Annotated in this window: 12 protein-coding genes and 1 pseudogene; all 13 read right to left on the reverse strand. The window is 44.2% G+C overall.

What is annotated here, in order from left to right:
• Window positions 1-560: 560 nt before the first annotated feature.
• Window positions 561-2126, reverse strand: a complete 1566-nt coding sequence (locus HED67_RS12435; protein WP_221718498.1) for a hypothetical protein — start codon at window positions 2124-2126, stop codon at window positions 561-563.
• Entirely contained in the window at window positions 2113-2703 is a 591-nt protein-coding gene (locus HED67_RS12440) for a Maf family protein (protein ID WP_178440262.1), read from the reverse strand. Before HED67_RS12440 ends, HED67_RS12435 begins: the two co-directional genes overlap by 14 nt.
• A 62-nt stretch (window positions 2704-2765) precedes the next feature.
• Window positions 2766-3374 (reverse strand): annotated as a pseudogene (locus tag HED67_RS12445) (putative DNA modification/repair radical SAM protein); the annotation flags it as partial.
• Between the two features lie 298 nt (window positions 3375-3672).
• Entirely contained in the window at window positions 3673-4605 is a 933-nt protein-coding gene (locus HED67_RS12450) for a bifunctional riboflavin kinase/FAD synthetase (protein WP_221718500.1), read from the reverse strand.
• A gap of 14 nt (window positions 4606-4619) precedes the next feature.
• On the reverse strand, window positions 4620-5540 hold the full coding sequence (gene truB, locus HED67_RS12455; RefSeq protein ID WP_221718501.1) for a tRNA pseudouridine(55) synthase TruB: 921 nt from the start codon (window positions 5538-5540) through the stop codon (window positions 4620-4622).
• Window positions 5525-6496, reverse strand: coding sequence for a DHH family phosphoesterase (locus HED67_RS12460; protein WP_178440254.1), 972 nt, complete (start codon window positions 6494-6496; stop codon window positions 5525-5527). Before HED67_RS12460 ends, truB begins: the two co-directional genes overlap by 16 nt.
• Window positions 6489-6881, reverse strand: a complete 393-nt coding sequence (gene rbfA, locus HED67_RS12465) for a 30S ribosome-binding factor RbfA (RefSeq protein WP_178440252.1) — start codon at window positions 6879-6881, stop codon at window positions 6489-6491. Before rbfA ends, HED67_RS12460 begins: the two co-directional genes overlap by 8 nt.
• 10 nt (window positions 6882-6891) lie before the next feature.
• On the reverse strand, window positions 6892-9714 hold the full coding sequence (gene infB, locus HED67_RS12470; protein WP_221718502.1) for a translation initiation factor IF-2: 2823 nt from the start codon (window positions 9712-9714) through the stop codon (window positions 6892-6894).
• Window positions 9715-9740: 26 nt separating this feature from the next.
• Window positions 9741-10058, reverse strand: a complete 318-nt coding sequence (locus HED67_RS12475) for a L7Ae/L30e/S12e/Gadd45 family ribosomal protein (protein WP_178438140.1) — start codon at window positions 10056-10058, stop codon at window positions 9741-9743.
• Window positions 10045-10311 (reverse strand): RNase P modulator RnpM, encoded by a 267-nt coding sequence (gene rnpM / locus HED67_RS12480; protein ID WP_215632101.1) that lies wholly within the window; start codon window positions 10309-10311, stop codon window positions 10045-10047. The genes HED67_RS12475 and rnpM overlap by 14 nt, the downstream gene beginning before the upstream one ends.
• 13 nt (window positions 10312-10324) lie before the next feature.
• A complete protein-coding gene (gene nusA, locus HED67_RS12485; protein WP_221718503.1) occupies window positions 10325-11371 on the reverse strand; it encodes a transcription termination factor NusA in 1047 nt (348 codons plus the stop codon).
• A 31-nt stretch (window positions 11372-11402) separates the two neighbouring features.
• Entirely contained in the window at window positions 11403-11867 is a 465-nt protein-coding gene (rimP, locus tag HED67_RS12490; RefSeq protein WP_178438126.1) for a ribosome maturation factor RimP, read from the reverse strand.
• 133 nt (window positions 11868-12000) lie between these two features.
• Window positions 12001-14091, reverse strand: a complete 2091-nt coding sequence (locus HED67_RS12495) for an alkaline phosphatase family protein (protein ID WP_221718504.1) — start codon at window positions 14089-14091, stop codon at window positions 12001-12003.
• Window positions 14092-14099: the final 8 nt, after the last annotated feature.

The following is a 14099-nucleotide window of genomic DNA, read 5'->3' on the forward strand; positions in this document are numbered from 1 at the left end:
AACTCTCATGTTTGATTTTGGTTAAGATTCACAGCTAGCTGTTATCTCTTCCCGTTTTACTTTGGTTTGTGTTCTTATTTGAAATTTTCTCATACGTTGATGCGTTTCTTTCAAAAGCTTCGCCCGCTCTCGCGTGCGTCAGAAATCATCAACGTGGAAATTTTCGGGATTGTTCTATTATTTAGTTATCAATGTTCTTTTCTCACTGCCGTTCTTTCGAAGCAGCTTTGTTATTCTACCAGATTCTTCATCAGTTGTCAACAACTTTTTTAAACTTATTATAAGTTATTTTCAAACTGCTTATGAATCTGTACTGTTTCGCGTTGTTCTCGCTGACAGCTTGTATATCATATCATCCCAATTTTGAATTGTCAACATTTTTTTTAATTTTTTTAATAATTTATTTTATTATAGCTTATATATAACATTTCAGTATATCTCTGCCGGCAGAATTTTGCTCCTCCTGGTTTTTATACAAATCATCTCAAAGTTTATAGCCACATAAAGCAAAGAGACATAAATCAATCTTTATGCCTCTTTGTTAAATAACTCTCTTCGGATTATTTATTTGGATTAAATTCTTTCATGATGTCCTGCATCATTGTATTCAGCAATTCTATCACCTGATCACTGCTCATCATATCATCAATGGTAATCTGTCCGACAATATGACTGTTGCGCCTGCCTCCGTCAAGGAAATACCCACTCAGTGCCCTGTAATCCCGTGCATTCTCACCATCCTTCAGCAGGACATATCCTGAAACAGCCGTAACCGTATAGCTGTTCTCTGTAACACCTTCAATAAAATCAACAAAAAATGCTTTCTGTTTTTCATTGATGTACGTATACATCCGCTTATATACATTTGAAACTTCAAGAAAACCTGACGCCTCAGAACGTCTGTAATTCGGAAACTCACCTCTCCATTTGTGTCTGCAGAAATATTCGTTCAGCGCACGTCTGACGGCACTACGATGCTTTCTGCAGGACAGCGGCATCGGTTTCTTCTCATAATAGCGACTGCACTCATCCAAAATATCTGTCAAAATCTTATAGAGCGTTTCTGCCTTCTTCATGGATGCAAATTGTATCCAATAACGACAAAAAGCTGACTTCTCTGAAATCGCTTTATGCAGCCATCCTGTCAGTTCTTCCATTCCATACGGAGCCAGGTATTCACAGGTAGCATTAAGATCTTCCTGACTGAAGGCAAAATTCTCAGCCAGTTCTTCATCAAAGCGAATCAGACTTCTTCCGACACCGGCTTCTGTCGTCGGTGCCAGATAAAACTGAATCAACTCATAAAAAACACATAATAACGGCAAAGCCTGCAGCTCATCCCTGTCCAAAGACTCCACTCCAAGAATCTGTGCCTTCTCAAGCATCGCCTTCAAAGGATGCATCAGTATCCTCCATGGCAGCTTATCTGCATTGACATCCAGTGGTTCCATGGCCGAATCATAATTATATAAACACAGTGATCCCTGAAGACCCCTGAAAACAAAGGAGCTTTCCTTTACCTGATAAGGCCCCTCTGAAAGTCCGTTAACAAAAGATAGTCTGTAATATGGTACCGTAATCTTTGCCTCTGTGCCATCTGTGCCTTTTATAGTCTCTATTCTCTCAAATCGTTCCCCGGATAAATGTGTGATGAGAATCTCTCTCGGATGTCTTCCATCTTCAATGAGTACATCCGTAAAATCCAGTTCAAGGGACAGCGCCGGTGTACTGAGTACATCTACATGCAATGTTCTGTTCTTGATCTTATATGGAATCCTCTTCTGACCAACAACATACTCTGCCAGACCATTCAACGCCTGCTTCTCTTCACCATTAAATAGTTCCACAAACTCCCGATATTCAGCCTGTTCCTTCCTCAAAGCCGCCTTTGCTGTGAGATAGCCATGAACAATTCCGGTCTCCACGCCTTCCAGCTCTTCATCTGTCTGAAACCGGATCAGTCCCTGAATAGACTTCATCGTACTGTCAGCCAGATCGTAGTCCTGTGCGATAGCCAGATAGTGTTCTCCCAACGCATGAATCTGTTCATACTCTGCGCCTTTTATCTGGCGGTAATCCCGATAAAGATCCGACATCAGCTCATGATCAACACTATAATGCAGCATGCTTCTCCTCCTTATCGGCATTCAGATACTGCCATACAGCCGCCACCGGAAGTCCCACAACGTTATTGTAATCTCCCTTGATCGACTTAATGAACACAGCTGCCCTGCCCTGTATGCCATAAGCACCTGCTTTATCTGATGGTTCTCCGGTTCTTATATAATCCCATATCATCTGATCAGACATCGGATACATTGTTACTTCTGTTTTCTCGGCAAACACCGTTGTCTTTCCCGAATCCAAACTGCCTTCAACAATAGTAACACCTGTATAGACTTCATGTGTCCGTCCCTGCAGCATATGAAGCATTCGAAACGCATCCTGATCATCTGCAGGCTTACCGAGTATTTCCTGATCACAGGCAACTACTGTATCTGCTCCGATAACAATGCAGTCTTCTGCATACCGTTCAGCCACATCCTGTGCTTTCTGCCGAGAAAGCCGTCTGACCATCTCTTCCGGCCCCCAAGGACCTTTCTTCTCTTCTTTTGTGCTGACACATACATCAAATTCCAGACCTGCCTGTTTCATCAGCTCTTTACGTCTGGGCGATGCAGATGCCAGAATGATTTTTTTCATGCTGCAAAAGCCTCCCTGCTATATTCAAATCACAAGTATTATACTTTATCTTTTTGTATTTTTCAAGTCGTAGGTCTGTGAACCCCGGCATGGACTTCCATCTCCGGCATCTGTAAATGAAAATCATCAAATAAATTCAACTGTCTGAATGCATCTTCTGTACGGACCATATTCTCCGGCAGCCCTTCCTTTAATCCAAGCAAATTCGTTGTGATGAAGCTTTCCTGCATCTTAAAGGGCATATAAACCTTCCCCTGACAGGTAATAAAATACATAGCTCTCTTAAGCACAACCCCCATCTTCTTCAGATCATCAAACTGAAGACGGCCGTATCTTCTTGCTCGGCAGATACGTCTTGCACTGGTCACCCCTAACCCCGGTACTCTCAAAAGCGCATAATAATCCGCCGTCATCACCTCCACTGGAAAATTCTCTAGATGTCTGACCGCCCAATCACACTTGGGATCCAATAGCAAATTGAAGTTCGGCCGCTTCTCACTCAACAGCTCAGCTGCCTTGAATCCGTAAAACCACATGAGCCAATCTGCCTGATACAGTCGGTGTTCACTCAAAAGCAGGGGCATTGTTCCCACCGCCGGTAGTCTGCTGTTCTCATTGATTCCAACATAAGCCGAATAAAAAACACGCTTCATTCTAAATCTGTCATACAAATCTTCTGCCCTTTCAAAACATATGTTCTTTCAAGAATTATAGCACATTTACTCTTCCATGTAAACATACGTTTTCGAAAATATGTTTGGATATTTTCTCCAGTCACCTTCCGGCAGGTACAGTGCATGCTTCCGGTTGCGGCAAAATAAAAAGAACTGAAACTTTTCCTGATCTCAGAATTTTTGTTCCAGTTCTTTTTAGTTATGCGAATAATGAGGCAAAGCCCGTGCTTGCATGCAGCCTTGCCGAATATCGCGATAACGACTGAAGCTCGCAAAGCGTGTTTCATCTCGTTCATCAGATATGATGTTCTCTAAAATAGGCCATTGCCTTTGTTTTATCCTTCATGACCTGTGCTTTAACTTCTTCAAGGCTGGCAAATTTATGCTCAGCCCGAAGCCGCAGATAAATACGCACAGTCATCATGCGGTCATAGAGATCCCCTGAAAAGTCAACCACATGAGTCTCTATCCGAAGATCATTATCATCACTGATCGTTGGATTTCTTCCGATATTGGTCAATGCATAATATTGTCCTTCTATTCCTTCAATCTGAACCACCGAAGCATAGACACCCTCCGGCGGCAGCAGCTTAATATCATCCGGCGCCAGATTGGCAGTACGCATATCTACTTTTCTGCCATTGGCTTTCCCCGGAATCACCTTTCCGTTAATCTCATACGGTCGGCCAAGCAGTGATGCAACAACTTCCATATTACCTTCGGTAATCTGACCGCGGATCATGGTTGAGCTGATTTCTTCGCCACGCACACATAGTTTCTCGCAGTTGTCCACAAAATAATCATACTCTTCCGCATGCTTTTTCAGAAAAGCTACATCTCCGCTTCTCTGATAACCGAAATGAAAATCATCGCCGACAACAATGACCTTTGCCCCGATATCTCTCACGAGGACATCCCTAACAAAATCTTGAGGCATCATGTGTGCCGTTTCCTGAGTAAACGGATACTCGATCAGCACATCAATCCCCATCTCTTCGACGATTTTGAGGCGCTCTTCTTTCGTATAGATCAAAGATTGCTTCTTTCCTGTCAGAAGACTCATGGGATGAAAATCAAAGGTAAACACAACCGTCTGAAATCCTTTTTTGCCATACGCTTTCAGCTTGTTGATCAAAAGCTGGTGTCCCCGATGCAGCCCATCAAACTTTCCCAGAGCCACTACAGTATGATCAAGATGGATATCCTTAGTTCCTCTAAAATAAATCATGACCCATGCTACCTCTATACAAACATTTTTATATTTTTTAAACTGTTTTTCGCAGCGATATACTGATAAACAGCTGTAAAATCCCCTGTACTGCTGTACATCCGCACCTGCAGACCATCACTCAATTCTGTCCCTGCACTGTCTGCCACCGGTTTCACAAGTTCCCCCGGCAGCCAGTTGCCGTTGGAAAGCATTTTGTCAGAAACAGCATCTGTCGTTTGAAACTTCGGATAATCCAAAAGCATCTCTTCCACCGTTATAATATGACTGTTAACTTCCTCTTCTCCGAGATCTGCCATTGCCTGGATCTGAGAAAGCGTAAAAGCATCTGCCATGTCAAAACTGCCGACCTTCAATCGTGTCAATTCTGTCATACAGGCACCGCAGCCCAGTTTCTCTCCGATGTCCTGACAAAGGGTCCGAATGTAAGTGCCTTTAGAACAACAGACTTTCATTGTCACATACGGCAGCCGGACATCTGTGATCTCCAGCGAATGAATGACCACATGGCGGGCTTTTCGCTCAATTTCCTGACCTGCTCTGGCCAGTTCATAAAGCTTTTTGCCATCCACCTTAATCGCAGAATACATTGGCGGCACCTGCATGTAATCACCAACAAAGGCTGCTGCTACATTCCTGATGTCATCTTCACCGACACAAACTTCCTTCTCAGAAATAATCTGACCGGAAATATCCTGAGTATCTGTTGTCCTGCCAAGCAGCATCACCGCACGATAGGTTTTATCCCTGTCAGTAATCATATCACAAAGTTTCGTTCCTTTTCCAAGGCAGACAGGCAGAACGCCTGTTGCATCAGGATCCAAAGTCCCCGTATGTCCGATTCTCTTCTGATGAAGGATCCCTCTGAGCTTTGCTACCACATCGTGGGATGTAAAACCTTTTTCTTTGCAGACATTGATCATTCCATCGTACATGTATCCAGCTGCTCCTTTATTAATTTTTCTACTCTGCCGTAAATCTCCTTTATATCGCCCGCCGCAGAAAATCCAGCCGCACGTATGTGGCCTCCGCCGCCAAATTCAGCTGCGACTGCTGCAACGTCTGCATAATGATTGGATCTCATACTGAATTTATATTTGGATGTTTCACCATCCGCCGCCGACGCAAGCAAAGCGACTTCAATGCCTTTTGTCAGGCGGAGCTGATCAATAACGCCTTCCAGGTCTCCATGTCCGGCTTCAAATTGATCCAGTTCCTTCCTCTCCAGAATGCACATGATCATTCTCCCATCCAATACAAGACTGCATTTATCCAGTGCAAAACCCAGAATCTTGTTCTGCTTGAAGGATTTGCGGTAAAACGTATCATCGATCAGGTCCGAATACGGAATGCCTTTTTCCATCAGGCAGCCTGCCATATCCATGGTTCGATGACTGGTACAGCTGTATTTGAAGACACCTGTATCACAGATAATGCCAATATATAAAGCAACGGCTGCATCATAGGAAATCCCGTCTATATCCATCAATCCCGTCAGCACTTCACAGGTAGAGCTGGCATTTGGCAGCACAAGATTTTCATCCGCAAATCCCGGATTGCTGATATGATGATCAATACAAATTGTATGCTCTGCCGTATCAAAATACTTCTTTGCACCGGCAAGTCTTTCTTTGTCACTGGCATCCAGTGCGATAAAAAGGTCATAGGTTCGATCATCTTCATAGTCACTGATAATTTGTTCAACACCCTTAATAACCTTATAGCTGTCCGGAACAGGTTCCAGTCTGACGTCCGCCTGAATATACGGATAATTATCTCTAATATAATGCCAGAGACCCATGCAGGCGCCGACACAGTCACCGTCCGGTCTTGTATGACCGGCAATCATGACCGTTTTGGCACCCTCAAGGCAGGACAGGATATTATTCATTGTCCTCTTCTCCTTCATGCTCTTTTTCTTCATCAGAACGAACAACGTCATCGATCAGTTTTGACATATTGACACCGTATTCGATGGACTGATCCAGAACAAAATGAATTTCAGGTGTATTTCTTAAGTTGACAGTCCGTGCAAGCTCACGGCGGATAAAACCAATGGCACTTTTAAGTCCTGCCAGTGTTGCATCCTGCGCATCCTTGTCACCCAGTACACTGATATAGGCTTTACACTGTTTCAGATCCGGCGCTACTTCCACAGCAACAACACTGGTCATCGGACTGATGCGCGGATCTTTAATCTCACGGGAGATAATACGGCTCAGTTCCTTCTGAACTTCACCATTGATACGCGTATTCTTTATGCTGTTCTTTCTCATTTATATACTCCTATCTCGGCACTTCTTCCATAACGAAAGCTTCAATCTGGTCGCCTTCCTTAATATCATTGTATTTCTCGAAGGACATACCGCATTCATAGCCGGAATTAACTTCTTTCACGTCATCTTTGAAACGCTTCAAAGATGCAAGCTCACCTTCATGGATAACAACATTATCTCTTAAGAGACGTACCTTGCAGTTACGGACGATCTTACCATCCTGAACGTAACCGCCGATGATAGTACCGACACCAGATACCTTGTATGTCTGACGCACTTCTGCATGACCGATGATTTTCTCTTCAAATGTCGGTTCAAGCATACCCTTCATTGCAGCTTCGATATCTTCAATGGCATTGTAGATGACTCTGTACAGTCGCAGATCGACCTTTTCCTGTTCAGCCACAACTTTGGCCTGATTGTCCGGACGAACATTGAAACCGATAATGATCGCATTGGAAGCAGAAGCAAGGGTTACATCAGATTCGTTGATGGCACCAACACCGCCATGGATAACCTTAACTGCCACTTCATCATTGGAGAGTTTTGCAAGACTCTGTTTAACAGCCTCTACAGAACCCTGAACATCCGCTTTGACAATGATATTCAGATCCTTGATCTGACCAGCCTGGATCTGATCAAACAGACCATCCAGAGATAATTTGGATTTTGTATCTGCCAGCATCTTTTCACGTTTTGTTGCAATAAATGTCTCCGCCATTGCACGGGCTTCTTTTTCTGTCTCTGTTGCAATAAAGACTTCGCCTGCCTGAGGCACTTCATTCAGACCAAGAATCTCTACAGGTGTAGACGGACCGGCTTTCTTCACACGACGCCCCTTATCATCGATCATTGCTCTGATCTTGCCAAATGCAGTACCAACAGTTACATTGTCGCCAACATTCAGTGTACCTTTCTGAACCAGCACGGTTGCCACAGGGCCACGGCCCTTATCCAGCTGTGCTTCAAGAATCAGGCCACGGCCTTTTCTGTTAGGGTTTGCCTTTAATTCTTTCACTTCAGCATCCAGAAGGATCATATCCAGCAGATCCTGAAGACCTTCACCTGTATGTGCGGAAACAGGTACCATAATGGTTGTACCACCCCAGTCCTCTGCGATCAGACCATATTCTGTCAGTTCCTGTTTAACACGGTCAATATTAGCACTCGGCTTATCAATCTTGTTGATTGCAACAATAATATCGATTTCTGCTGCTTTGGCATGGTTAATGGCTTCAATTGTCTGAGGCATAACACCATCATCAGCTGCAACAACAAGGATTGCGATATCTGTGGACTGTGCACCTCTTAAACGCATGGCTGTGAAAGCCTCATGTCCAGGTGTATCAAGGAATGTAATCTTCTGACCACTCACTTCAACAACATAAGCACCTATATGCTGTGTGATACCGCCGGCCTCGCCTGATGTGACACTTGTCTTACGGATGGCATCAAGGATAGATGTCTTACCATGGTCAACGTGACCCATAACGCAGACAACCGGTGGTCTTGGTTCAAGATCTGCTTCGTTTTCATCTTCTTCCTTCAGCATCTCTTCGATAACGTCCACAACAACTTCATGTTCGCAGAGAATATCATATTCAAGTGCGATTTCTTCTGCCTCATCATATGTGATGTCTGAGTTCACATTATACATCTTGCCTTCAAGGAAAAGCTTCTTGATGATCTGGGCAGCTGGAATCTTCATCTTATCTGCCAGTTCTTTGATTGTTACTGTCTCAGGCAGTTCAATGCTTGTTACCTTCTCTACAACCGGTTCCGGCTTTGGCTGTATATTCACAGGTTTCTTGCGCACTGTATTTCTGTTGTTATTGTTATTCTTGTTATTGTTCTTGCCGTTTCTGGATGTATTTCTTCCTTCGAAATCTCTGTCATCACGACGGTTGTCACGGTCTTTGTTGTCCTTGTAATTTCTGCGGTTTTCTCTTGTTGTATCCTTTGTCATAACAACTTCTTTGTTGATGGCACTGTCAAGATTGAACTTGCCGTCACGACCGCCATTTCTGCCGCCCTGACCTCTGTTATCGCGGCTGCCGTTTCTGTTCTGGTTATTGCCGTCGCGATTGAAGCTTCTGTTCTGGCCATTGCCGTCACGGTTAAAGCTTCTGTTCTGGCCATTGCCATCACGGTTAAAGCTTCTGTTCTGGCCATTGCCGTCGCGGTTAAAGCTTCTGTTCTGGCCGTTGCCGTCGCGGTTAAAGCTTCTGTTCTGGCCATTGCCGTCGCGGTTAAAGCTTCTGTTCTGGCCATTGCCATCACGGTTAAAGCTTCTGTTCTGGCCATTGCCGTCGCGGTTAAAGCTTCTGTTCTGGCCATTGCCATCGCGGTTAAAGCTTCTGTTCTGACCATTGCCGTCGCGGTTAAAGCTTCTGTTCTGGCCATTGCCGTCGCGGTTAAAGCTTCTGTTCTGGCCATTGCCGTCGCGGTTAAAGCTTCTGTTCTGGCCGTTGCCGTCGCGGTTAAAGCTTCTGCTCTGACCATCACGTCCGCCGTTTCTGTTCTGGCTATTGCCGTCACGGCTGTCTCTTGATGCAGAGCTGTAGTTGCCGCGACTGTCTATGCTGCCCTGACCTGCATTGCTGCTGCGGCGCGGTGCTGCATTTCTATTATCCTGAGCCGGTTTGGATTCCTGCTTCTGAGCTGGTTTTGCTACCGGCTGTGTAAAGAACTTTCTGATCTTATCTGCATTCTCAGATGAAATGGTACTCATATGGCTCTCTACATCTACTCCATGTCCCTTTAAGGCATAGATCACATCTTTGCTGCTTTTATTTAATTCCTTTGCCAATTCATGTACTCTGATTTTTGACATAGGCTACCTCCGTTAAAATGGCGGAATCACTGATTGATTCCTGTATCAATAAGTTTCCTGATGGACTTTCCGAAACCGGCATCAAGCACTGCCAGGGAAGCCCTGTATCCACGTCCCGTATGTGTACCGAGACTCTCTTTTGTTCCATAAATGCATACAGGTACATGATAATACGCACCCATATCATTAAATGATTTCTTCGTATTGTCAGAGGCATCCGAGGCAATGATGACAAGAACTGCCTTGCCTTTTCTGACAGCGGACTCTACCGCAAATTCGCCGCTGGCGATCTTGCCCGCCTTTGTTGCAAGTCCGATCATGGATAAAGCTTTATCTGTCAATATTCTCCATCTCCTCTTCCAGTTGTCCGTAAACCTCTTTTGGTATCTGCATCTTCAGTGAGCGCTCCAGGCCTCTGTTCTTGATGGCTTTCTGAAGGCATTCACTTTTAGGGCAAATATAAGCGCCGCGGCCATTTTTACGGCCTGTTGCATCGATACAGATTTCATCCTCCGGTGTCTTGATAACACGGATCATTTCTTTCTTGCTTTTCATTTCCTGACAGCCAATACACTGTCTCATAGGAATCTTCTTCATAGCCGTCACCTTTTTAGTAACCGTAAGCCTGGGATTCGCTCTTGATATCGATCTTATAACCTGTCAGTTTTGCGGCCAGTCTTGCATTCTGGCCTTCCTTGCCAATAGCCAGTGATAACTGGTAATCCGGAACAACAACTGCCGCACTCTTCTCTTCAGGATCTACATCTACAGAGACAACCTTTGCAGGGCTAAGTGCATTCTCGATGAGAACTGCAGGATCTTCACTCCAGTTGATGATGTCGATCTTCTCACCGCGAAGCTCATCAACGATGGCATTGACACGGGCACCATTCATGCCGACACATGCACCGACAGGATCAACATTTAGATTGTTGGAGCTGACAGCGATCTTTGTTCTGGAACCCGCTTCTCTTGCAATACTCTTGATCTCAACTGTACCGTCTCTGACTTCAGTTACTTCTGCTTCAAACAGTCTCTTCACCAGTTCAGGATGTGTACGAGATACAGTTACCTTCGGTCCCTTTGTTGTGTTCTTTACTTCTACGATGTAGAGTTTGATACGGTCTGTCGGCTTGAACACTTCTCCCTTCACCTGTTCGTTCTCAGTAAGAACTGCATCTACTTTACCAAGATTCACACTGATGTTCTTGCCGTTATATCTCTGAACAACACCTGTCACAATATCCTTCTCACGGCCATAATATTCATTGTACAAAGATTTTCTCTCTTCTTCACGGATCTTCTGCACAACGACCTGTTTGGCTTTCTGTGCAGCAATACGTCCGAAGTTCTTCGGTACGATCTCCACATGAACAATATCACCCGGATCATAAAATTTATTCTTCAGTCTTGCATCGGCAACGCTGATCTCCATCTCCGGATCTTCTACTTCTTCCACTACTGTCTTGTCTGCAAAGACTTTGACTTCACCGGTCTCACGATTCATTGTCACACGGATATTGTCTGCTTTGCCGTATTCATTCTTACAGGCAGCAACAAGAGAATTCTCAATGGCTTCAAGCAGAATATCTTTGCTGATGCCTTTCTCTTTTTCTATATCATCCAATGCTTTGATTAACTCTTTACCTTCATTCATTTTTTGTAATTCCTCCTCTATATCTATTCCATCAGAAGAAGAATGCAAGCCGGATGCGTGCAATGTCAGAACGCTTAAACTGCATCTCGGTTTCATCTTCCATCTCCAGTGTCACCGTATCTTCATCGTATGCTTTCAAAATACCGACGAATTCTTTTTCTTTGTTAATTGCTTTGAATAATTTTACTTCAACATCCTTACCGATGCTTCTTGCAAAATCCTTCTCTTTCTTCAGAGGACGATCAAGACCCGGTGAACTGACTTCCAGAATATAATTTTCCGAAATAAAGTCCTCTTCATCCAGCAAATCACTGAGCGCCCGGCTGACTTCCTCGCAGTCATCTACTGTGATCCCGTTCTCTTTATCAATGTAGGCACGCAGATACCAATTGGCACCTTCTTTCACCCATTCTACATCGACAAGTTCAAATCCTTTCGTCTCGACGATCGGCATAAGCATTGCCTCTGTCCTGCTTTCATAATCTTTCTTTGCCATGTAACTCACTTCCTTCCCGAATTAAGATTCCTTAACACGTACAAAGAGTGGACTTACGCCCACTCTTTGCTAAAGTTAATATACTATCTTATTCATTGTAACACCAGTTTGATTATTTGGCAATAGTCAAATATTAATAAGAAAAGAAATTCTCAAGCCGGTGTTTTGTATCAAACAGATCATTGTACAGCAGTTTTTTGTAGACTTTCAGCAGATTGTCTGCTGTATCTGTACTGCTTTCTGTTTCCTGATTCTCCTTCAGAACATGTGCCGACACAAACGGAACCTCCTGCTCTAAATCTGACAGATAGCTCTGGAAATCCGTCAACGGCAGTCCTGCTGCTTTCAAAAGACGTACAGCCAGATAGTTGGCACTTGTCTCTTCTCCCTGACTCTCATCAATATCATAATTGGCCCACATAACAAACGGCACAATATAACGTTCTTTTCTGTCACTGCCCGTACCAATAGATGAGATGGAATCATCCCCTTCATCCATCACCTTTCCTGTATCCACCACATTGGTAATATAATCCGCCGGCTGATGATCTCCGAACATCATGATGATCGTCGGCTCCGACTGCTTTTCAAAATAATCCACCAGCTGTTTGAAAGCTTCATCCGAGCGTTTTATCAAAGACAGATACTGTTCTGTTGCTTTCAGATAGGTCCCTTTGCCGCCCAGGATACTGACATCCGGTATAAAATTGCTGTAGCGCTTCACATAACTGCCGTGATTCTGCATGGTCACATCAAACATAAATAGCTTCTCATCCGAAGATTTCTGTTCGTATCTCTCGATGATCTTCTGATAAGTCGTCCAGTCACTAATATAAGTGCGCAGAATCTCCGGATTCCGGAAATCATCTTTAAAATACTTTTCTTCAAATCCAAGATCATCATACACGGTATCTCTGTTCCAGCCCTTCGGATAATACGGATGCATAGCCACCGATGTGTAACCGATGGAAGATAACTGACTCGGCAGTGCCGGCAATTCCGATTTGATATACTGCTGATAGGCAATACTGCCTGTAGGAAGGAAATACATACTGAGACCTGTCAGAAATTCAAATTCTGTATTGGCTGTATTGCCGCCTTTGACAGAGGAATACATCCATCCCTTCTGCGTATTTTTCGTCAGTGAATTAATAAACGGCAGAACTTCCTCATCGGTTTCATAATCTCCGAGAACAGACAGATCTGAAAAAGCCTCATTCATAATGACAATGATATTCGGCTTGTCAGACAAGTGTGTATTTGCTTCACTGTCCGCCCCGGAAATATTTTGTGCCGTATACTCTTCCTGTATTCTGGCCAGTTCCTCCTGGGAATACCCCTCCGGTTTGTCAATCTTCAGATAACGGAGATTGACAACAAAGCTCAATGCCAGACCGTTATTCCGATAGTAAACTGTCGGTGTAAAAAGCGTTGTATCCATCTTAAATGACGCAATTGCCGCATCTGTCTGGACATAACTGCAGAAACCGAAAAATGCAGCACACATCACTGCAATACCGGCTCCTCTGAACTTTGACATTTTAAATTTCAACTGCATCTTCAGGCACAGAGACCAGAGCAGCATGATCAATAAAATGACATTGCAGGCTCTGACAGATAATTTATACTCAAAATTGTCTGCCACCGTTGCTGCCACGCCCACAGAAAAAAGGTCCCATGGCAGGATCGGTGAAGACCTGAACATCAGCACAAAATAGTTGGCAAGTCCTGCCGCGCCAAGCAGCAGGGAGCCAATCATAATGGCTGTTCCTGTCCGTCCCGTAATAAACAGCAGTACACCAAAAAACAGATAGTACATGACCAGATTCAAAATAACCGGGCCATCCCACATCTGGCTCAACAGATGTGTATAGCTCTCCACCATCATGAAGACTGCCGCCGGAGCAAAAGCTGCCAGAAGCATTTCAATCAGCTGTGAATAACGGAATCGAAACAGGTTGACGAAAGCAGCTGCCACTATGAAGATAACCGACAGCCACAGCCATTCCTGGCTTTTTTCTGCCGTCTGCATGGAATAAACAGCCGTTCCTGCCATCACAATGCCGAATATCACCGCCAGTATCACTGATTTCTTATCTATCCATTTGTCCTTCTTTTGAATCGGCCGTTTCAACTGCCCGCCGATCCATGATAAATATTTTTTTGTTTCGGAGGACCGTTCTGATTTTTTATAGGTTCTCTTCTTATGTTTTTTGTTCTTCAAGTCAATCC

The sequence above is a fragment of the Pseudocoprococcus catus genome, from assembly GCF_019734885.1.
GTDB classification, from domain to species: Bacteria; Bacillota; Clostridia; order Lachnospirales; family Lachnospiraceae; genus Coprococcus_A; species Coprococcus_A catus.

Coding starts and splice junctions, on each gene's coding strand:
- HED67_RS12460 (WP_178440254.1), bottom strand. CDS start 6,496: ATGAATAATATCCTGTCCTGCCTTGAGGGTGCCAAAACGGTCATGATT.
- infB (WP_221718502.1), bottom strand. CDS start 9,714: ATGTCAAAAATCAGAGTACATGAATTGGCAAAGGAATTAAATAAAAGC.
- truB (WP_221718501.1), bottom strand. CDS start 5,540: ATGTACGATGGAATGATCAATGTCTGCAAAGAAAAAGGTTTTACATCC.
- rnpM (WP_215632101.1), bottom strand. CDS start 10,311: ATGAAGAAGATTCCTATGAGACAGTGTATTGGCTGTCAGGAAATGAAA.
- nusA (WP_221718503.1), bottom strand. CDS start 11,371: ATGAATGAAGGTAAAGAGTTAATCAAAGCATTGGATGATATAGAAAAA.
- rimP (WP_178438126.1), bottom strand. CDS start 11,867: ATGGCAAAGAAAGATTATGAAAGCAGGACAGAGGCAATGCTTATGCCG.
- rbfA (WP_178440252.1), bottom strand. CDS start 6,881: ATGAGAAAGAACAGCATAAAGAATACGCGTATCAATGGTGAAGTTCAG.
- HED67_RS12450 (WP_221718500.1), bottom strand. CDS start 4,605: ATGATTTATTTTAGAGGAACTAAGGATATCCATCTTGATCATACTGTA.
- HED67_RS12435 (WP_221718498.1), bottom strand. CDS start 2,126: ATGCTGCATTATAGTGTTGATCATGAGCTGATGTCGGATCTTTATCGG.
- HED67_RS12440 (WP_178440262.1), bottom strand. CDS start 2,703: ATGAAAAAAATCATTCTGGCATCTGCATCGCCCAGACGTAAAGAGCTG.